The sequence below is a fragment of the Mesorhizobium sp. M0833 genome, from assembly GCF_040319905.1.
Taxonomy (GTDB): domain Bacteria; phylum Pseudomonadota; class Alphaproteobacteria; order Rhizobiales; family Rhizobiaceae; genus Mesorhizobium.
On the sequence record NZ_JAMYOQ010000004.1, the window covers coordinates 91,275 to 110,764 of the forward strand.

General features: G+C 62.9%; 17 protein-coding genes. All 17 read right to left on the bottom strand.

Features of this window, described 5'->3' with window-relative positions:
* Positions 1 to 300: 300 nt before the first annotated feature.
* A complete protein-coding gene (locus NKH98_RS06390; protein ID WP_502894202.1) occupies positions 301 to 981 on the bottom strand; it encodes an ABC transporter ATP-binding protein in 681 nt (226 codons plus the stop codon).
* Entirely contained in the window at positions 981 to 2,267 is a 1,287-nt protein-coding gene (locus NKH98_RS06395) for a lipoprotein-releasing ABC transporter permease subunit (RefSeq protein ID WP_352897222.1), read from the bottom strand. The genes NKH98_RS06390 and NKH98_RS06395 overlap by 1 nt, the downstream gene beginning before the upstream one ends.
* Positions 2,264 to 3,592 (bottom strand): proline--tRNA ligase, encoded by a 1,329-nt coding sequence (proS, locus tag NKH98_RS06400; protein ID WP_352897224.1) that lies wholly within the window; start codon positions 3,590 to 3,592, stop codon positions 2,264 to 2,266. Before proS ends, NKH98_RS06395 begins: the two co-directional genes overlap by 4 nt.
* 560 nt (positions 3,593 to 4,152) lie before the next feature.
* Positions 4,153 to 4,437 carry a DUF1467 family protein gene (locus NKH98_RS06405; protein WP_352688109.1) on the bottom strand — a complete coding sequence of 95 codons (285 nt, stop codon included), beginning with the start codon at positions 4,435 to 4,437 and terminating at the stop codon, positions 4,153 to 4,155.
* Positions 4,434 to 4,838 carry a methylmalonyl-CoA epimerase gene (gene mce / locus NKH98_RS06410; RefSeq protein WP_352477558.1) on the bottom strand — a complete coding sequence of 135 codons (405 nt, stop codon included), beginning with the start codon at positions 4,836 to 4,838 and terminating at the stop codon, positions 4,434 to 4,436. The genes NKH98_RS06405 and mce overlap by 4 nt, the downstream gene beginning before the upstream one ends.
* A gap of 140 nt (positions 4,839 to 4,978) precedes the next feature.
* Positions 4,979 to 6,649, bottom strand: coding sequence for a ribonuclease J (locus NKH98_RS06415; protein WP_352897225.1), 1,671 nt, complete (start codon positions 6,647 to 6,649; stop codon positions 4,979 to 4,981).
* A gap of 134 nt (positions 6,650 to 6,783) precedes the next feature.
* Positions 6,784 to 7,605 carry a biotin--[acetyl-CoA-carboxylase] ligase gene (locus NKH98_RS06420; RefSeq protein WP_352897227.1) on the bottom strand — a complete coding sequence of 274 codons (822 nt, stop codon included), beginning with the start codon at positions 7,603 to 7,605 and terminating at the stop codon, positions 6,784 to 6,786.
* A gap of 4 nt (positions 7,606 to 7,609) precedes the next feature.
* Positions 7,610 to 9,046 (bottom strand): NADH-quinone oxidoreductase subunit NuoN, encoded by a 1,437-nt coding sequence (gene nuoN / locus NKH98_RS06425; RefSeq protein ID WP_352897229.1) that lies wholly within the window; start codon positions 9,044 to 9,046, stop codon positions 7,610 to 7,612.
* Between the two features lie 17 nt (positions 9,047 to 9,063).
* Positions 9,064 to 10,569, bottom strand: a complete 1,506-nt coding sequence (locus NKH98_RS06430; RefSeq protein WP_352897231.1) for an NADH-quinone oxidoreductase subunit M — start codon at positions 10,567 to 10,569, stop codon at positions 9,064 to 9,066.
* Entirely contained in the window at positions 10,569 to 12,542 is a 1,974-nt protein-coding gene (gene nuoL, locus NKH98_RS06435) for an NADH-quinone oxidoreductase subunit L (protein ID WP_352897233.1), read from the bottom strand. The genes NKH98_RS06430 and nuoL overlap by 1 nt, the downstream gene beginning before the upstream one ends.
* 11 nt (positions 12,543 to 12,553) lie before the next feature.
* On the bottom strand, positions 12,554 to 12,862 hold the full coding sequence (nuoK, locus tag NKH98_RS06440) for an NADH-quinone oxidoreductase subunit NuoK (protein WP_023676620.1): 309 nt from the start codon (positions 12,860 to 12,862) through the stop codon (positions 12,554 to 12,556).
* Position 12,863: 1 nt separating this feature from the next.
* On the bottom strand, positions 12,864 to 13,484 hold the full coding sequence (locus tag NKH98_RS06445; RefSeq protein WP_352897235.1) for an NADH-quinone oxidoreductase subunit J: 621 nt from the start codon (positions 13,482 to 13,484) through the stop codon (positions 12,864 to 12,866).
* A 230-nt stretch (positions 13,485 to 13,714) separates the two neighbouring features.
* On the bottom strand, positions 13,715 to 14,206 hold the full coding sequence (nuoI, locus tag NKH98_RS06450; RefSeq protein WP_254818109.1) for an NADH-quinone oxidoreductase subunit NuoI: 492 nt from the start codon (positions 14,204 to 14,206) through the stop codon (positions 13,715 to 13,717).
* Positions 14,206 to 15,249 carry an NADH-quinone oxidoreductase subunit NuoH gene (nuoH, locus tag NKH98_RS06455; protein ID WP_292663045.1) on the bottom strand — a complete coding sequence of 348 codons (1,044 nt, stop codon included), beginning with the start codon at positions 15,247 to 15,249 and terminating at the stop codon, positions 14,206 to 14,208. Before nuoH ends, nuoI begins: the two co-directional genes overlap by 1 nt.
* A 2-nt stretch (positions 15,250 to 15,251) precedes the next feature.
* Entirely contained in the window at positions 15,252 to 17,333 is a 2,082-nt protein-coding gene (nuoG, locus tag NKH98_RS06460) for an NADH-quinone oxidoreductase subunit NuoG (protein ID WP_352897237.1), read from the bottom strand.
* Between the two features lie 74 nt (positions 17,334 to 17,407).
* On the bottom strand, positions 17,408 to 18,103 hold the full coding sequence (locus NKH98_RS06465) for a helix-hairpin-helix domain-containing protein (RefSeq protein WP_352647016.1): 696 nt from the start codon (positions 18,101 to 18,103) through the stop codon (positions 17,408 to 17,410).
* Between the two features lie 80 nt (positions 18,104 to 18,183).
* Positions 18,184 to 19,488, bottom strand: a complete 1,305-nt coding sequence (gene nuoF, locus NKH98_RS06470; protein WP_352505700.1) for an NADH-quinone oxidoreductase subunit NuoF — start codon at positions 19,486 to 19,488, stop codon at positions 18,184 to 18,186.
* Positions 19,489 to 19,490: the final 2 nt, after the last annotated feature.

Below are 19,490 nucleotides of genomic sequence, written 5' to 3' on the forward strand. Positions count from 1 at the left end.
GCGCCGATCCAGATTGCCATGGAAATGAGGAACGTGCTCATGCACACCAGCGAAACGACATCCTGAACAAGATCGGTCATAACTCTCTCCTGTTGTTAGTATGTTCGTATTTTGTTCTAATTTTGTTCGAATGTCAACGATCGCAGTCCGGGTGTCACCGGAATTGCGCTCGGTCATTTCGACAGGGTTAAGAAAGGGTTGAGAGGGAGATGCCAAGCGTTTCGGGCCAACAGGCGCGCGAAAGCGGCGGGACGGCGCACGGCAGCTCGCAGGCCGTCATCGCCTCAATTGCAGCGCACCCTAAAGCGGCACAACCTTGCCGTCGGCCAGCGTCACGCGGCGGTCCATGCGCGAGGCGAGCTCGTGATTGTGGGTGGCGATCAGCGCCGCCAGGCCCGATTGCCGGACCAGTGCTGCCAGCGCCTCGAACACATAGGAAGCGGTCACCGGGTCGAGATTGCCGGTCGGCTCGTCGGCCAAAAGCACCAGTGGCGCATTGGCGACGGCACGCGCAATGGCGACCCGCTGCTGCTCGCCGCCGGAGAGCTCGGAGGGGCGATGCTGTGCCCGCTTGCCGATCTGCATATAGTCGAGCAATTGCGCCGCCCGCTCGGCCGCCTCCTTGCGCGGCAGCCCTTTTATCAGCTGCGGCATCATGATGTTTTCCAGCGCCGAGAATTCAGGCAGCAAATGATGGAACTGATAGACGAAGCCGACGTCGTTGCGGCGGATCGCCGTGCGCTCGTCGTCGGAAAGCCGGCCGCAGGCGCGCCCCGCCAGGATCACGTCGCCGGCGTCCGGTCGCTCCAGCAGCCCGGCGGTGTGTAGCAGCGTCGACTTGCCGGTGCCCGACGGCGCCACAAGCGCCACCATCTCGCCACGCTTCAGCGAAAAATCGGCGCCGTTCAGGATGGTCAGCTTGCGCGGTCCCTGCACATAGTGCCGTTCGACGCTCTTCAGCTCGATAATGGCATCGGCCATCACTCGTACCTCAGCGCTTCGACCGGGTCGAGCCTGGCCGCGCGCCACGCCGGAAACAGCGTCGCCAGGAACGACAGCGCCAGCGCCATGAGAACGACGGAGATTGTCTCGCTGGCATCCATGCGAGCTGGCAATTGGCTCAGGAAATAAAGCTCGGGATTGAACAACCGCTCGTTGGCCAGCCAGGAGAAGAACTGGCGGATGCGCTCGACGTTGAGGCAGATCACGATGCCGAGCAGCACGCCGGCGATGGTGCCGACAACACCGATCGCAGCCCCGGTCATCAGGAAGATGCGCAGGATCGCGCTGCGCGTCGCGCCCATGGTGCGCAGGATGGCGATGTCGTGGCCCTTGTCCTTCACCAGCATGATCAGGCCCGAAATGATGTTGAGCGCCGCCACCAGCACGATCAGCGTCAGGATCATGAACATGACGTTGCGTTCGACCTGCAGCGCGTCGAAGAACGTCTTATTGCGTTGCCGCCAATCGACAAGGCTGATCGGCCGCTGCGCCGCCTCTTCGACCTTCGGCTTCAGCGCGTCGATATTGTCGGGATTGTCTGCGTAGATCTCGATCGTCTGCGCCCGGCCGTCCATGTTGAAGTAAAGCTGCGCTTCCGAGAACGGCATGTAGACGATGGAACTGTCATATTCCGACATGCCGACCTCGAAGATCGCGGTGACCGGATAGCCTTTCATGCGCGGCGTCGTGCCAAGCGGCGTGATGTCGCCCTCGGGCGAAATCAGGGTGATCGTATCGCCAAGCACTAGGCCGAGATTCTCGGCCATGCGGCTGCCGATGGCGACGCCTTCGCCGGTATCGAAGCCGACGATCGAGCCCTCCTTGATATTGTTGGCGACGATGGTGATCTTGCCGAGATCCTCGCCGCGTATGCCGCGCACCAGCGCGCCGGTGCCGCCGCCGACATTGCCTTGCGCCAGCACCTGCCCGTCGATCAGCGGGATGGCGTATTTAACCCCGGGCACTCCGTTGATGCGGCCGGCGACCTGCGCATAGTCCTCCAGCGGCATGTCGAGCGGCTGCACGATCAGGTGCCCGTTGACGCCTAGGATGCGCGTCAGCAGTTCGGCGCGAAAGCCGTTCATCACCGCCATGACGACGATCAGCGTGGCGACCCCCAGCATGATGCCGAGGAAGGAGATCGAGGCGATGACGGAGATCACCGTCTCCTTGCGACGCGAGCGCAGATAGCGCCACGCCACCATGCGCTCGAAGCCGGAAAAGGGTCCGGCGCCCGATGGTCTTGCTGCCGCCGCCTCGTTCATGCGGCGGCACCGAAGCGCTGCTTCACGTCCGCGATCGGCAGCGTCTCGCGCTCGCCGGTCCTGCGGTTCTTGATTTCGACCTCGCCGGCGGCGACACCACGCGGCCCGACGATCACCTGCCACGGAAGCCCGATCAGGTCGGCGGTGGCGAACTTGCCGCCCGGCCGCAGGTCGGTGTCGTCGTAGAGCACCTCCTTGCCGGCGGCGACAAAGGCGGCGTGCAGCTCGCCGCAGACGCGGTCGCATTCGGCATCACCGGCCTTCATGTTGATCAGGCCGACATCGAACGGCGCCACCGCCTCCGGCCAGATGATGCCGTTATCGTCATGGCTGGCTTCGATGATCGCGGCGACCAGCCTGGACGGGCCGATGCCATAGGAACCGCCAGAAACGAAATGATCCTTGCCGTCCGGGCCGGTCACCTTGGCGCCCATCGGCTTGGAATATTTGTCGCCGAAATGGAAGATATGCCCAACCTCGATGCCGCGCGCCGAGACCCGGTCGCTCGCGGGCACCTTCTCCCATGCCGCCTCGTCATGCATCTCGTCGGTGGCGGCATAGGGCGTCGTCCATGTCTTGACGATGGCGCCGATCTCGGCGTCGTTCGAAAAATCCGTGTCTGCGCCAGGCACTGCGAGCGAGAGATAATCGCGGTGGCAAAACACCTGGCTCTCGCCGGTGTCGGCCAGGATGATGAACTCATGGCTGAGGTCGCCGCCGATCGGCCCGGTGTCGGCGCGCATCGGGATAGCCTGCAGCCCCATGCGCGTAAACGTCCTGAGATAGGACACGAACATGCGGTTATAGGCGGCCTTGGCGCCTTCATAATCGAGGTCGAAGGAATAGGCGTCCTTCATTAGGAACTCGCGCGAACGCATGACGCCGAAGCGCGGGCGCACCTCGTCGCGAAACTTCCACTGGATGTGATAGAGGTTGAGCGGCAGGTCCTTGTAGGACTTGACGTAGGAGCGGAAGATCTCGGTGACCATCTCCTCGTTGGTCGGCCCGTAGAGCATATCGCGGTCTTGCCGGTCCTTGATGCGCAGCATCTCCTTGCCGTAATCTTCATAGCGGCCACTTTCGCGCCACAGCTCGGCCGATTGGATGGTCGGCATCAGGATTTCGAGCGCGCCGGCGCGATTCTGCTCCTCGCGGATAATCCGGCAGACCTTGTCCAGCACCCGCTTGCCGAGCGGCAGCCAGGAAAAGCTGCCCTGCCCCTGCTGGCGGATCATGCCGGCACGCAGCATCAGCCGATGCGAGACGATCTCGGCCTCGCGCGGGTTTTCTTTGAGGATGGGCAGGAAATAGCGCGACAAACGCATGAACTGGTCCGTGAGAGAGGATGGCGGCGCCGGAATCGGCGCGGCACAGGCTTGCTTGCCCCGGCTTCATAGCCATTTCATGGCGGAATGGAAACCCGGCCCAGGCGCTGCACAGGCGCCGCAATTGCCGCACGCGGCTTGCTGGGCGTTTCGCAAGCAACGCCTGCCGTACTATTGTGCACTGCAGCACGAGATTGCCTGTTTCCGGGCAAAATTCTTCGTGACATTTTCACCCGCCTTAGGCTAGTGTGCCCACATAACCGAGAGGGTAGAGAAAAATCTGCCCTCCTACGCGGTCAAAGTCTTGGGAGGATGCGATCTAGGCGCGGTAACTCGCTGCCGCCGGACACCGGAAACAGATCGGACGCGTTTAAATTGCAAGGCCTCGCGCCTTGCATTTTTTTTGTGCAATCATTTGGTTAGCACGACAGATTACCAAACTACATGACGTTGCGTCAGCCCAAGCCCGCCCCGGGGCTTTACTTGGATTGACCTTGCTGGCTCAGCTTGATTTCAGGGCGTCGGCTAGGCTGGGATAGCCGGACACGGTAGGTAGCCGGCTAATGCGCTGGGCTCTGGTTGAAATCCGGCACGATATGCGGGATGTCATCGATGCCGAGGCCAAGCCCTCTCGTGATGCCGTAGAAGATAGCCATGAGGACCAGCGTGGCGATTGTCGTGCGCAGCGCCGCGCGCAGCATATGCGGTCCGCGCGGTGCGCTCGGAACCGTGCCAAGCGTCACGTCCCGGTCCTCGTCCTGTGTCCGCATGCTGAACGGCAGGACGGCGAACAACACCACCCACCATGTGGCGAAGAACAGGGCAACAAACGAAACCCAACTCATGCTTGCTCCAGTTCGACCAGCGTGCCGAAGAAATCCTTGGGGTGCAGAAACAATACCGGTTTGCCATGCGCGCCGGTCTTCGGCTTGCCGTCGCCCAGCACGCGCGCGCCGCTGGCCTTGAGACGGTCGCGCGCCGCAACAATGTCGTCCACCTCGTAGCAGAGATGGTGCATGCCGCCGGACGGATTCTTCTCGAGGAATGCGGCGATCGGCGAGGCTTCGCCGAGCGGCTCGAGCAACTCGATCCTGGTGTTGCCGACGTCGACGAACACCACCGTAACGCCATGCTCCGGCAGCGCCTGCGGCGCGGTTACGCGGGCGCCAAGCGTATCGCGATAGACCGCCGCAGCCGCGGCCAGATCCGGCACCGCAAGCGCGACATGGTTGAGGCGTCCGAGCATAGGGTACTCCCGGGTTAAGGGAGTAGGGGAGTAAGGCAGTAGGGAGTAGGGAAAAAAGGATCTAGAAGTGCAGACTGTTTGCGCTCCTACTTCCTACTTCCCTACTCCCTTACTGCCCTACTCCCCTATTCCCTTGCTCGTCACCGCGTGACGAACACTGTCACCAGCGGCTTCTTGCCCCAGGCTTCGTTGGCCGCGCCGCGCACCGCGCGCCGCACCGCCTCCTGGACCAGGTCAAGGTCTTTTCGGCGCTGGCGGGGGATGGAGTCCACGGCGCCGATTGCCGCATCGATCATCAAGTCTTCCAGGCTCTCGCCGCTGCCGTCGGCCTCGGCGACGCCAATGGCGACGAGATCGGGATCGCCGGCAAGCTCGTATTTGTCGTCGAGCACGACGTTGACGGCGACATGGCCGGCAAAGGACAGCTTGCGGCGGTCGCGAATGCCCATCGCCTGATCGCTGCCGATCAGCCTTCCGTCCTTGTAGATGCGGCCGAACGGAACCTGGTCGATGATGGCGGCGGCGCCCGGATACAGCCTGAGCATGTCGCCGTCGCGCACCTGCGCCACCTGGCCGATGCCGGACGTCGACATCAGCGAGCCCTGCGCCACCAGATGCGCCGCCTCGCCATGCACGGGAACGCCGATCTGCGGCCGCACCCATTCATACATCTTGCGCAATTCGCTGCGGCGTGGATGACCGGAGACATGCACCAGCGCATCGCCGTCCTCGATGATCTTGATGCCGAGATCGATCAGGCGGTTCTTGATTTCGAGGATCGCCTTCTCGTTGCCGGGAATGGTGCGCGAGGAAAACACGACCGTGTCGCCGGCCGTCAGCGCCACCGACTTCATCTCGTCGCGCGACAGCTTGGCGAGTGCGGCAAGCGGCTCGCCCTGGCTTCCGGTGCAGATGATGACGAGGTTTTCGCGCGGGATGAAGCCGTAATCCTCCTCGGCGATGAATTCCGGCAACCCGTCCATATAACCGAGTTCATCAGCCACATCGATGACGCGCTTCATCGAGCGGCCAAGCACCAGGCATTGGCGGCCGGCATCCCGCGCTGCCTTGGCGATCGAGACGATGCGGCCGACATTGGAGGAGAAACTGCTGACGGCGACACGGCCCTTGGCATTCTGGATGACACCCTTGAGGCCCTCGCCCACCGCCACTTCCGACGGTGATTCCCCTTCCCGCAGCGCGTTGGTGGAATCGCAGATCAACGCCAGCACGCCCTTGTCGCCATAGGCGCGGAAGCGTGCCTCGTCGGTCATCGGCCCCACCGTCGGCGCCGGATCGATCTTCCAGTCGCCGGTATGGATGACGACGCCGGCCGGCGTGGTGATCGCCAGCGACATCGGTTCGGGAATGGAGTGCGCGACGGGGATGGCCTCGATCTCGAACGGACCGACGGTGAATTTCTCGCCAGCCCGGTAGGTCGTCACCGGGATCTTCGGCGCCCCTTGCTCGCCCTGCCGCTTGGCTTCCAGCAGGCCGGCGCCAAACGGCGTCATCCAGACCGGCGCCTTGAGCTTCGGCCAGATGTCGTGCAGCGCGCCGTAGTGGTCCTCATGTGCATGGGTAATGACAATGCCGCGCAGATTGGCGACATTCTCCTCGATGAAGCGGGTGTCGGGCAGTACCAGGTCGACGCCGGGCAGGGTTGCGTCGGGAAAAGTAACGCCGACGTCGACGACGATCCATTCGCGCGCATTGGCCGGCCCATAGCCGTAGAGGGCGAAGTTCATGCCGATCTCGCCGACACCGCCGAGCGGCACGAAGACAAGTTCGGCATTTTCCGCTGTCGCCATGGTCTTTCCTTCCTTGCCGGTCAAATTGTGGGCCGGTCAAATTGTGGGCCGGTCAAAATTGTCGGCCAATCAAAATTGTCAGCCGGTCAAATTCAAGCTGGTCAAATACCTGGCCAGTCAAACGTATTGGCCAGTCAACCGACGGCCGATGCGACCGCGCCGAAATGCACGTCGCCGGCGGCGATCGTCAGAACCGAGCCTTCATCGTCGCGGATCACGAAACGGCAGTCTTCGTCAATGGTCTCGAAGGTGCCGCGCACCACATTACCGTCAATTCTGACAGCAACCTGCCCGCCAAGCCCCGCCGCACGCGCCAGCCAGCGCCGCCTGACGGCGGCAAGCCCACGCCCTTCGTTCCACAGCCGGGCATTCTCGCTCCATGCATCCGACAGCGCCAGAAACAGCGTCTCGGCATCGCAAGCAGACCCCAGCGCGTTGAGCGACGTCGCTGGATAGGGCAAATCATTGGGATAAGCCACCACATTGACGCCGATGCCAACAGCCACCGCCGAACGGTCGCTATCCAGCATCGCCGATTCCAGCAGGATGCCGGCGAGCTTGGCGCCCGAGGCAAGCACGTCGTTCGGCCATTTCAACTCGAAGCGGTTCTTGCCCTGGCTCGCACCATCGAGGCCGATCGCAATCCTGCCTTTCGGCACGACGGCGTCGAGCGCGTCGGCCAGCGCCAGTCCGGCAACGAAGCCGAGCGTCGCGGCAAGTCGAAGCTCGGTGTTGGTGATCACCAGCAGCGTCGCCGCCAGGTTGCCTTCGGGCGTCGCCCAGGCGCGGCCGCGGCGGCCACGTCCCGCTTCCTGCTTTTTTGAGACGACCCAGAGTTTGCCCGGATCGCCGGCCCGCGCGTGCTCCAGCGCCAACGCATTGGTGGAGCCGACCGTATCGTGCGCCTCGAGCCGGAACCCTTCCGAAGCCGCGGTTGGAGCCAGCCTGAACGTCATTCCGTTAGAAGAAGGTCTTGGCCGCGGCGGCTGCGTAGGTTCCGATCGGGCCGCCGATCAGCACGTAGAACAGCACGAAAGCGCCGCAGGCGCCGAGCACGACGCGCAGTTCGGTCGCCATCGGCACGAAGCCGCCGACCGGTTCGTCGAACCACATGATCTTGATGATGCGCAGATAATAATAGGCGCCCACCACAGAGGCCAGCACGCCGATGATCGCCAGCGCGTAGAGGTCGGCATTGATGGCGGCGAGGAACACGTACCATTTCCCCCAGAAGCCGGCGAGCGGCGGGATACCGGCCAGCGAGAACATCAGGATGGTGAGGATCGTCGCCATGATCGGGTTGGTCGCCGACAGGCCGGCGAGATCGCTGATCTGCTCGACATTGCCCTCCTTGCGCCGCATGGCGAGGATGAAGGCGAAGGTGCCGAGCGTCATCACCAGATAGATCAGCATGTAGATGGCGACGCCGCGCACGCCGTCCTGGCTGTTGGCGGCAAGGCCGACCAGAGCATAACCCATATGGCCGATGGAGGAATAGGCCATCAGCCGCTTGATGTTGGTCTGGCCGATGGCCGCGAATGCGCCGAGCGCCATCGAGGCGATCGAGATGAAGACGATGATCTGCTGCCAGTCGGCGGCGATCGGCTTGAAGGCGCCCATGGTGACGCGCACCATCAGCGCCATCGCCGCCATTTTGGGTGCCGCCGCCAGAAAGGCCGTCACCGGCGTCGGCGCGCCCTCATAGACGTCGGGCGTCCACATATGGAACGGCACCGCCGAGATCTTGAAGGCAAGGCCGGCCAGCACAAAGACCAAGCCGAAGACGAGGCCGAGCTGGCGCTCGCCGCCGCTGAGCGCCGCGGCGATCTCCTGGAAGCCCGTGTTGCCCGTGTAGCCGTAGACCAGCGAGATGCCGTAAAGCAGCATGCCCGACGACAGCGCGCCAAGGACGAAGTACTTCAGCCCGGCCTCGGTCGAGCGCAGATTATCGCGGTTGATCGCCGCCAGCACGTAGATCGCCAGCGACTGCAGCTCGAGGCCGAGATAGAGCCCGATCATGCCGTTGGCCGAGATCATCAGCATCATGCCGAGCGTGCAGAGCAGGATCAGCACCGGATATTCGAACTTGTCGAAACGCTCCGCCTGGGCAAAGCGAACCGACATGACCAGCGTCACCGCCGAGCCGATCAGCGCCAACATCTTCATGAAGCGGGCGAATGGGTCCTGGATGAAGGCTTCGCCATAGGCGTTGCCCTGCCCCGGGGAAAAGATCAGCCAGGCGCCGGCGATCACCAGCACGGCAACAGCAAGGCCGCTCACCGTGACGGCGGTGTTGGCGCGCGAATAGGCGCCGAGCATCAACAGCGCCAAGGCGCCGATGGCGAGGATCAGCTCTGGCGTCGAGAGCGACAGGCTGGAGAGAAGGTCCGGCGTCATGGTTCGCAAACCCCCAGTCAGTTCGCCGCCGCGGTCTGCGCGGCGCCGATGGATGCGGTGACATTGGTAACGAGCGCCTTGACCGATTCGGCCGTCGCGTCGAAGATCGGCGCCGGATAGACGCCGAAGAAGATGACCAGCGCGACCAGTGGATACATGATCACCTTTTCGCGCGTCGACAGGTCGAGCAAACCTTTCAGGCTTTCCTTGGTCAGTGCGCCGAAGATCACCTTGCGGTAGAGCCAGAGCGCATAGGCCGCCGACAGTATGACGCCGGTGGCGGCGAAGAACGCCACCCAGGTGTTGACCCGGAACACGCCGAGCATGGTCAGGAACTCGCCGACGAAGCCGCTGGTGCCGGGCAGGCCGACATTGGCCATGGTGAAGATCATGAACACGGTTGCATATTTCGGCATGTTGTTGACCAACCCGCCATAGGCGTCGATGTCGCGCGTGTGCATGCGGTCGTAAACGACGCCGACGCAAAGGAACAGCGCGCCGGAGACCAGCCCGTGCGACAGCATCTGGAAGATCGAGCCCTGGACGCCTTCCTGGTTCATCGCGAAGATGCCCATGGTAACGAAGCCCATGTGAGCGACCGACGAATAGGCGATCAGCTTCTTCATGTCCTCCTGCATCAGCGCCACCAGCGAGGTGTAGATGATGGCGACAACGGAAAGCGTGAAGATTAGCGGCGCGAACATTTCGGATGCGATCGGAAACATCGGCAGCGAAAAACGCAGGAAGCCGTACCCGCCCATCTTGAGCAGGATGGCGGCCAGGATCACCGAGCCGGCCGTCGGCGCTTCGACATGCGCGTCCGGCAGCCAGGTATGCACCGGCCACATTGGCATCTTCACCGCAAAGGACGCGAAGAAGGCAAGCCATAGCCAGGTCTGCATATTGGCCGGGAAATTATGCGTCAGCAGCGTCGGGATATCGGTGGTGCCGGACTGGAAGAACATCGCCATGATGGCGAGCAGCATCAGCACCGAACCGGCCAGGGTGTAGAGGAAGAACTTGAACGAGGCATAGACGCGCCGCTTGCCGCCCCACACGCCGATGATGATGAACATCGGGATAAGGCCGGCTTCGAAGAAGACGTAGAACAAGACGATGTCGAGCGCACAGAACACGCCGATCATCAGCGTCTCGAGCAGCAGGAAGGCGATCATATAGGCTTTGACGCGCTTCTCGATCGATTCCCACGAGGCGAGAATGCAGAGCGGCATCAGGAAGGTGGTCAGGATGACGAACAGCATGGAGATGCCGTCTACGCCCATATGGTAGGAGATGCCGGAATCCAGCCAGGCAAACTTCTCGACGAACTGGAAGCCGGGTTGCGAATTGTCGAAGCCGGTCCAGATAAACAGCGAAATCACAAACGTGAACGCAGTCGTGAACAGCGCGATGGCGCGAATGTTGCGGCGCGCGTTCTCGCTGTCATCACGCACGAAAAGGATGAGCAGCACACCAACCAGCGGCAGGAAGGTGACCAGCGATAGGATCGGCCAGGCGGTCATCAGAGCATCATCCAGGTGACGAGTGCGGCAACGCCGATCAGCATGGCGAAGGCATAGTGATAGAGATAGCCGGTCTGCAGCTTGACGACCCGGTTGGTGACGTCGACGACGCGCGCCGAAATGCCGTCCGGCCCGAGCCCGTCGATGACGGTGCCGTCGCCGGTCTTCCACAGGAAGCTGCCGAGGCGCTTTGCCGGCCGCACGAACAGGAAGTCGTAGAGCTCGTCAAAATACCATTTGTTGAGCAGGAAGGCGTAGAGCAGGCGATGGTTGGCGGCGACGCTCCGAGGCATTTCCGGCGCGCGAATATAGAACTGCCAGGCTATCGCAAAGCCGATCAGCATGGCGATGAACGGCGACAGCTCGACCCACAACGGCACTTCGTGGATTTCGTGCAGGATGTGGTTGTCCGGCAGCGTGAACAGCGACGCCTTCCAGAATTCGGCATAGCCCTCGCCGATGAAGGCGCCGTGGAAGATCACACCGGCGAGCAGCGCGCCAGCCGCCAGGATGAACAGCGGCACCAGCATGACCGGCGGCGATTCATGGACATGATGCATGACCTCGTGGCTGGCTCGCGGCTCGCCGTGGAAGGTCATGAAGATCAGCCGCCAGGAGTAGAAGGAGGTAAAGCAGGCAGCAATGACCAGCAATATGAAGGCAAACGCGGCGACCGCATTGTGGCCGGCGAAGGCCGCTTCGACGATGGCGTCCTTGGAAAAGAAGCCGGCCGTGCCGATGATCGTTACCGGAATGCCGACACCGGTCAGCGCCAGCGTGCCGATCACCATCATCCAGTAAGTCGTCGGGATCAGCGTCCTCAGGCCACCCATTTTGCGCATGTCCTGCTCGTCGGAGACGGCGTGGATGACCGAGCCCGAGCCGAGGAACAGCAGCGCCTTGAAGAAGGCGTGGGTGAACAGATGGAAAATCGCCGCGCCATAGGCACCGACGCCGAGCGCCACGAACATGTAACCGAGCTGCGAACAGGTCGAATAGGCGATGACGCGCTTGATGTCGTTCTGGACAAGACCGACTGTCGCAGCGAAGAAGGCGGTGAAGGCGCCGATGAAGGTGACCACCGTCAGTGCCGAATGCGACAGCTCGAATAGCGGCGAGAGCCGCGCCAGCATGAACACGCCTGCCGTCACCATGGTGGCGGCATGGATCAATGCCGAGACCGGCGTCGGGCCTTCCATGGCATCCGGCAGCCAGGTGTGCAGCGGCACCTGCGCCGACTTGCCCATGGCGCCCATGAACAGGAGCAGGCAGACGACCGTCATCGCGGCCTGCTTATCGAGCGCATAGCCGAGGAAGGTCAGTACGGCCGCGCCTTGCGGCGCGCCTTCCGCCGGAATGAACGTCGCCGCATTGGCGAAGATGGTGCCGAGATTGACCGAGCCGAACAGCACGAACACACCGAATATGCCGAGCGCAAAGCCGAAATCGCCGACGCGGTTGACGACGAAGGCCTTGATCGCGGCCGCATTGGCCGACGGCTTCTTGTACCAGAAGCCGATCAGCAGATAGGAGGCAAGGCCGACGCCTTCCCAGCCGAAGAACATCTGCACGAGGTTGTCGGCCGTCACCAGCATCAGCATGGCGAAGGTAAACAGCGACAGATAGGCGAAGAAGCGCGGCCGGTCCGGATCGTGATGCATGTAGCCGATCGAGTAGATATGGACCAGCGCCGACACCGTATTGACGACGACCAGCATCACCACGGTCAGCGTATCGATCCGCAGCGCCCACGACGCTTCGAGGCCGCCTGACTGGATCCAGCGCAGCACCGGCACGGTGAACACCTCGCCGCCGCCGAAGCCGACCGAGAAGAAGGCAACCCACGACAGCACAGCCGCGATCACCAGGAAGCCGGAGGTGATGTATTCGGAAGCCTTGGCGCCGAGCGAAGTGCCGAACAGGCCGACGATCAGGAAGCCGAGCAGCGGAAGGAAGACGATGGCCTGATACATGGTGGTTTCCGTCAACCCTTCATCATGTTCACGTCTTCGACCGCGATCGAGCCACGGTTGCGGAAAAAGACGACGAGAATGGCAAGGCCGATCGCCGCTTCGGCCGCCGCGACCGTCAGCACGAACAGTGCGAACACCTGGCCGACCAGGTCGCCGAGCGCCGCCGAAAAGGCGACGAAATTGATGTTGACTGCAAGCAGGATCAGCTCGATCGACATCAGGATGACGATGACGTTCCTGCGGTTCAGGAAGATGCCGAACACGCCGAGCGTGAACAGGATCGCCGATACGGTCAGGTAGTGCGCGATGCCGACGACCATCTCAGACTCCTTCGCCCGTCTTGACCTTGCGGATTTCCACTCCGGTTGCCGCCGTGCGGCCGACCTGGGCGGCGATCGACTGCCGCTTGACGCCCGGCTTGTGGCGCAGCGTCAGCACGATGGCGCCGATCATGGCGACCAGCAGCACCAGCCCGGCGATCTGGAAGTAATAGAGGTAATCCGTATAGAGGATGTCGCCGAGCGCTGCCGTATTGGAGCGCGCGGCCAGGTCCGGAATGGGCTGGGCGACCGTCGCCGCCAGTTTCGGCGCGAATGTATAGCCGCCGAGCACCACGATCAGCTCCGCCGCCAGGATCAGCCCGACCAGCGCGCCGATCGGTGCATATTGCAGGGCACCTTCCTTCATCTCGGCGAAGTCGACGTCGAGCATCATGACGACGAACAGGAACAGCACCAGCACGGCGCCGACATAGACGACGAGCAGGATCATCGCCAGGAACTCGGCGCCGGTCAGCATGAACAGGCCGGCGGCGTTGAAGAAGGTCAGGATCAGAAACAGCACCGAATGCACGGGATTGCGCGCCGAAATGACCATGAACGCCGATGCCACCGCGACAAAGGCGAAGAGGTAGAAAAAGGCCGCCTCTAGTCCACTCAGCATGGGTTCCCCCGGGTTTCCTGTCAGAACAGGACGTTCGTCCTGTTTTTTGCCACCGCCTCCGGTCGGCAAGTTGCGTGTTCCTATCGCATGTTCCGATCGGGTTGAAAGACCCGATCGAAAAGAAAACATGCGACACTCTTTCATTCCGGAGGATGATCTTGTCCGAAAAGTATGCAACTTTTCGGGATCATCCTCTGAACGAGGCCCTCGCCCCGTTCATGCATCAAATATCAGCGGTAAGGCGCATCCAGCGAGATGTTGCGCGCCAGCTCACGCTCCCAGCGGTCGCCATTGGCCAGAAGCCTGTCCTTGTCGTAATAAAGTTCCTCGCGCGTCTCCGTCGCGAACTCGAAATTCGGCCCCTCGACGATGGCGTCGACCGGGCAGGCTTCCTGGCAGAAGCCGCAATAGATGCATTTCACCATATCGATGTCGTAGCGCACGGTGCGCCGCGTGCCGTCGTTGCGGCGCGGGCCGGCTTCGATGGTGATGGCCTGTGCCGGGCAGATCGCCTCGCACAATTTGCAGGCGATGCAGCGTTCCTCGCCGTTCGGGTAGCGGCGCAGCGCATGCTCGCCGCGGAAGCGCGGGCTGACCGGTCCCTTCTCATGCGGATAGTTGATCGTCTCCTTCGGCGCGAAGAACTGGCGCATCGACAGGAAGAAAGCGCCGACGAAATCCTGCAAAAGCAGTGACTTGGCGGCCTGGGATAATGCAGACATCAGGCAAACCCCGTGATCTTTAGGAAAGCGGCGGTGGCGACCACCATGAATAGCGAGATCGGCAGGAACACCTTCCAGCCGAGCCGCATCAGTTGGTCGTAGCGATAGCGCGGCACGAACGCCTTCACCATGGAGAACATGAAGAACACCAGGCAGACCTTGAGCACGAACCAGATCAGCCCCGGCACCCAGGTGAACGGCGCGAAGTTGAAGGGCGGCAGCCACCCGCCAAGGAATAGGATGGTGGCCAGAGCGCACATCAGGACGACGGCGACATATTCGCCGAGGAAGAACAGCAGGAACGGCGTCGACGAATATTCGACCATATGGCCGGCGACGAGTTCCGATTCGGCTTCCACAAGGTCGAAGGGGGGCCGGTTGGTCTCGGCCAGCGCCGAGATGAAGAAGACGATGAACATCGGGAACAGCGACAGCCAATGCCAGTCGAGGAAGGTGTTGGGCAGGCCGAGCCGCGTGCCCAGCCCGTCCTGCTGCGACAAGACGATGTCGGACAGGTTGAGCGAGCCGACGCAAAGCAGGACGGTGACGATGACGAAGCCGATCGAGACTTCGTAGGACACCATCTGCGCCGCCGAGCGCAGCGCGCCAAGGAACGGGTATTTCGAATTGGACGCCCAGCCGCCCATGATCACGCCATAGACCTCGAGCGAGGAGATGGCGAAGACATAGAGGATGCCGACATTGACGTTGGCGATCGCCCAGCCTTCATTGACCGGTATGACCGCCCATGCAGAGATCGCCAGCACCGCCGACACCAAGGGCGCCAGCAGGAAAACGCCCTTGTTGGCGCCGGACGGGATCACCGGCTCCTTGAACACGAATTTCAGCAGATCGGCGAAAGCCTGCAGCGTACCCCACGGGCCGACGACGTTCGGTCCGCGGCGCAATTGCACCGCCGCCCAGATCTTGCGGTCGGCATAAAGCACATAGGCGACGAAGATCAACAGAACGACGATCAGCACGACCGACTTCAAAAGGATCAGCAGTGCCGGCAGCACGTAGAAGGAGAAGAAGGTGTCCATGTCTACTCCGCCGCCTGCCTGAAGCCGTTTTTCGCCAAAGCCGAGCATTCGGCCATCACCGCGGAAGCCCGCGCGATCGGATTGGTCAGGTAGAAATCCTTGACCGGCGAGGTGAAGGTGCCCTTGTTCAGCCGCCCGCCGAGCTTGGCCACCCTGGCGATGTCGGCCGGGTCGCCGGCCGCGACATGGTCGATGGGGGCAAGATGCGGGTATTCCGCATAGAGCTTTGCGCGCAATTGCGGCAGCGAATCGAACGGCAGCTTCTTGCCGAGCACATCCGACAGTGCCCGAAGGATCGCCCAGTCCTCGCGCGCTTCGCCGGGCGCGAAGCCGGCACGGTTGGTCTGCTGCACGCGGCCTTCGGTGTTGACGAAGGTGCCCGACTTCTCGGTATAGGCGGCGCCCGGCAGGATGACGTTGGCGCGATGCGCGCCCTTGTCGCCATGCGTGCCGATATAGACGACGAAAGCGCCGCCGGTCTTGGCCATGTCGATTTCGTCGGCGCCGAGCAGGAACAGCACGTCGGTCTCGCCCAGCATGCCGGCGACATTCCTGCCGCCCTCGCCCGGTACGAAGCCGACATCGAGGCCGCCGACGCGTGCCGCGGCGGTGTGCAGCACGGCAAAGCCGTTCCAGTCGGCCCTTGCGGCATTGACGGCGACGGCGAGCTTCGCCGCCTGGCCAAGCACGGCCGCGCCGTCCGAACGCGCCAGCGCACCCTGTCCGACGATGATCAGCGGATGCGTCGCCTTCTTCAGCAGCTGGAAGAACTTGCCGTTGCCGTCGGCCAGATCCTTCAGCGATTCCGGCCCGGCGCCGAGCTGCTCGTAATCATAGCGCGTATCGCCGACATCGCCGATGACGCCGACCGGCAGATTGCCGGCCCGCCAGCGCTTGCGGATGCGGGCGTTGAGCAAGGATGCCTCGAAGCGCGGATTGGCGCCGATGATCAGCACCGCATCGGCCTGTTCGATGCCTTCGATGGTCGGGTTGAAGACATAGCTGGCCCGGCCGAGCGACGGATCGAGTGCGGCCCCGTCCTGGCGGCAGTCGGTGTTCCTCGAGCCGAGCGAAGCCATCAGAAGCTTCAGCGCGTAGATCTCCTCGACGGCTGCGAGATCGCCGGCAATGGCGCCGATCTTTTCGGGTGCGGCATTCGACACCGCTTCCTTGATCGCGGCAAAAGCCTCGGCCCAGCTTGCGGGGGCCAGTCTGCCGTCCTTGCGCACATAGGGCCGGTCGAGGCGCTGCGTGCGCAGGCCGTCCCAGATGAAGCGGGTCTTGTCGGAAATCCACTCCTCGTTCACCGCCTCGTTGGTACGCGGCAGGATGCGCATCACTTCGCGGCCCCGGCTATCGACGCGGATCGCCGAGCCGACGGCGTCCATCACGTCGATGGATTCTGTCTTGGTCAGTTCCCAAGGCCGTGCCTGGAAGGCGTAGGGTTTGGAGGTCAGCGCGCCGACCGGGCAAAGGTCGATGACATTGCCCTGCAGTTCCGAAGTCATCGCGCTTTCGAGATAGGTGGTGATCTCGGCATCCTCGCCGCGGCCGATCAGGCCGAGTTCGGATATGCCCGCAATCTCGGTGGTGAAGCGGACGCAGCGCGTGCAATGGATGCAGCGGTTCATGATCGTCTTGACCAGCGGCCCGATATACTTGTCTTCGACCGCCCGCTTGTTCTCGTGGTAGCGCGAGGAATCGACGCCGAACGCCATCGCCTGGTCCTGCAGATCGCACTCGCCGCCCTGATCGCAGATCGGGCAGTCCAGCGGATGGTTGATCAGCAGGAATTCCATCACGCCTTCGCGGGCCTTCTTGACCATCGGCGTGTTGGTGAAGATTTCCGGCGGCTCGCCATTTGGACCGGGGCGCAGGTCGCGCACGCCCATGGCGCAGGACGCCTGCGGCTTGGGCGGGCCGCCCTTCACCTCGATCAGGCACATGCGGCAATTGCCGGCGATCGACAGCCGCTCATGGAAGCAGAAGCGCGGCACTTCCGCACCTGCGTCCTCGGCCGCCTGCAGCAGCGTGTAGTGGTCGGGTACAGTGATCTCTTTCCCGTCGACCTTGAGCTTTGCCATTTCGCCTCAAACCCCTGCGGACGTTCCGCAATCTTTCCTTCCGTGCGCAGCCGACGCCGCGCACGATATTGAATTCAATTTTTGGCCTCGGCCAATGCGGCCGCCTGACCGATCCAGCCGTCACGGCCGATACGGCCCTTCAACGACAGGTAATCTTCGACCCAGGCGATCTCTTGCGGCGTCCACGCGGCAATCTGGGCGTATGTCCAGATGCCAAGGCCGTTCAGCACCTTTTCCAGTTTCGGCCCGATGCCCGATATTGCCTTGAGGTCGACGGGCACGGCTGGCCGGTCCATCGGCTTGGGCTGCTTGAAATCTTCCGGCATGAGCCCGGCCGATGCGTCCGCTGCAACGGTGCTCGCATTCGCCACGCTCCGCGCCGCAGTGCTTGTCGCAATGTCGGTCACGTCATTGGCGAAGGACTGCGCCTCGGCAATCAGGGTTTTGGTGGCTGCGCGCGCCTTGGTCGAGGAGCTTTTGCCGGTCGCGGAAACGCGTTCGGTCCGGGCCTCGAAATCCTCGGTGACCGGCTGCCAAAGCCGCTGCGAGGTCTCGGCCACGCCTGAAAGCACGCCCATCCAGACGCCAAAGGCGTGGTTGGCAAGCCCGATGCCGAGTGCCGTCATCGCCGCCGCGCCGGCGACAGGATGCGCCAGGAGATTGACGGCGCTGGCCATCTCCTTCGGCATTGTCCTGGTCAGGTCCTGGTTCATCTTCAAGAACGGGTCCCCATCGGGCGTCAAATCGTCGGGTATCGAAAACAGCGACATAGGTGGTCTCCTGGTCGTTTCCGTCTGCCCCGCGCTCGTTTCCTCGTTTCGGGCATTCGCCCGCATTTTTTTGAATTCTTCTATTCCGCCGCCGCCAGCACCGGTTCGGCTCGGTGTGCGTTGCGCGAAAACTCGTCGATGCGCCGCTCCACCTCGCCACGGAAATGCCGCATCAGGCCCTGGATCGGCCATGCCGCCGCATCGCCCAGAGCGCAGATCGTGTGGCCCTCGACCTGCTTGGTCACGTCGAGCAGCATGTCGATCTCGCGCTTCTGCGCCTCGCCGCGCACCAGCCGTTCCATCACCCGCCACATCCAGCCCGTGCCCTCACGGCAGGGCGTGCACTGGCCGCAGCTCTCGTGCTTGTAGAAATAGGACAACCGCGCGATCGCTTTCACGATATCGGTCGATTTGTCCATGACGATGACAGCCGCGGTGCCGAGGCCCGATTTTAGGTCGCGCAGCGCATCGAAATCCATGGGCGCGTCGATGATCTGCTCGGCCGGCACCAACGGCACCGAGGCGCCGCCCGGAATGACCGCCAGCAGATTGTCCCAGCCGCCGCGGATGCCGCCGCAATGCGTCTCGATCAGTTCGCGGAACGGGATCGACATCGCCTCTTCGACGGTACACGGATTGTTGACGTGGCCGGAGATGCAGAACAGCTTGGTGCCGGCATTGTTGGGCCGGCCGAAGGACGAGAACCAGGCCGCACCGCGGCGCAGGATGGTTGGCGCCACGGCGATGGACTCGACATTGTTGACCGTCGTCGGGCAGCCATAGAGGCCGACATTGGCCGGAAACGGCGGCTTCAGCCGCGGCTGGCCTTTCTTGCCTTCGAGGCTTTCGAGCAGCGCCGTTTCCTCGCCACAGATATAGGCGCCGGCACCATGGTGCATGTAGATGTCGAAATCGTAGCCGGAGGTGTTGTTCTTGCCGATCAGCTTGGCCGCATAGGCCTCGTCGATGGCGAGTTGCAGCGCCTCGCGCTCGCGGATGAACTCGCCGCGCACATAGATGTAGGCGGCGACCGCGCCCATGGCGAAGCCCGCGATCAGGCAGCCCTCGACCAGCGTATGCGGATCGTGGCGCAATATATCGCGGTCCTTGCAGGTGCCGGGTTCGGATTCGTCGGCATTGACAACGAGATAACTCGGCCGGCCGTCGCTCTGCTTGGGCATGAACGACCATTTCAGCCCGGTCGGGAAGCCGGCGCCGCCGCGGCCGCGCAGGCCCGATGCCTTCATCTCGTTGACGATCCACTCGCGCCCCTTGGCGATGATGCCGGGCGTGTTGTCCCAGGCGCCGCGCGCCATGGCGCCGGCCAGCGACTTGTCGAAGCGGCCGTAGATATTGTTGAAGATGCGGTCTCTGTCCTGAAGCATTG

Excerpts from the sequence above, each read along its gene's own strand:
- NKH98_RS06390 (WP_502894202.1), bottom strand. The coding sequence starts at position 981 with ATGGCCGATGCCATTATCGAGCTGAAGAGCGTCGAACGGCACTATGTG.
- NKH98_RS06395 (WP_352897222.1), bottom strand. The coding sequence starts at position 2,267 with ATGAACGAGGCGGCGGCAGCAAGACCATCGGGCGCCGGACCCTTTTCC.
- proS (WP_352897224.1), bottom strand. The coding sequence starts at position 3,592 with ATGCGTTTGTCGCGCTATTTCCTGCCCATCCTCAAAGAAAACCCGCGC.
- NKH98_RS06405 (WP_352688109.1), bottom strand. The coding sequence starts at position 4,437 with ATGAGTTGGGTTTCGTTTGTTGCCCTGTTCTTCGCCACATGGTGGGTG.
- mce (WP_352477558.1), bottom strand. The coding sequence starts at position 4,838 with ATGCTCGGACGCCTCAACCATGTCGCGCTTGCGGTGCCGGATCTGGCC.
- NKH98_RS06415 (WP_352897225.1), bottom strand. The coding sequence starts at position 6,649 with ATGGCGACAGCGGAAAATGCCGAACTTGTCTTCGTGCCGCTCGGCGGT.
- NKH98_RS06420 (WP_352897227.1), bottom strand. The coding sequence starts at position 7,605 with ATGACGTTCAGGCTGGCTCCAACCGCGGCTTCGGAAGGGTTCCGGCTC.
- nuoN (WP_352897229.1), bottom strand. The coding sequence starts at position 9,046 with ATGACGCCGGACCTTCTCTCCAGCCTGTCGCTCTCGACGCCAGAGCTG.
- NKH98_RS06430 (WP_352897231.1), bottom strand. The coding sequence starts at position 10,569 with ATGACCGCCTGGCCGATCCTATCGCTGGTCACCTTCCTGCCGCTGGTT.
- nuoL (WP_352897233.1), bottom strand. The coding sequence starts at position 12,542 with ATGTATCAGGCCATCGTCTTCCTTCCGCTGCTCGGCTTCCTGATCGTC.
- nuoK (WP_023676620.1), bottom strand. The coding sequence starts at position 12,862 with ATGGTCGTCGGCATCGCGCACTACCTGACCGTATCGGCGATCCTGTTC.
- NKH98_RS06445 (WP_352897235.1), bottom strand. The coding sequence starts at position 13,484 with ATGCTGAGTGGACTAGAGGCGGCCTTTTTCTACCTCTTCGCCTTTGTC.
- nuoI (WP_254818109.1), bottom strand. The coding sequence starts at position 14,206 with ATGTCTGCATTATCCCAGGCCGCCAAGTCACTGCTTTTGCAGGATTTC.
- nuoH (WP_292663045.1), bottom strand. The coding sequence starts at position 15,249 with ATGGACACCTTCTTCTCCTTCTACGTGCTGCCGGCACTGCTGATCCTT.
- nuoG (WP_352897237.1), bottom strand. The coding sequence starts at position 17,333 with ATGGCAAAGCTCAAGGTCGACGGGAAAGAGATCACTGTACCCGACCAC.
- NKH98_RS06465 (WP_352647016.1), bottom strand. The coding sequence starts at position 18,103 with ATGTCGCTGTTTTCGATACCCGACGATTTGACGCCCGATGGGGACCCG.
- nuoF (WP_352505700.1), bottom strand. The coding sequence starts at position 19,488 with ATGCTTCAGGACAGAGACCGCATCTTCAACAATATCTACGGCCGCTTC.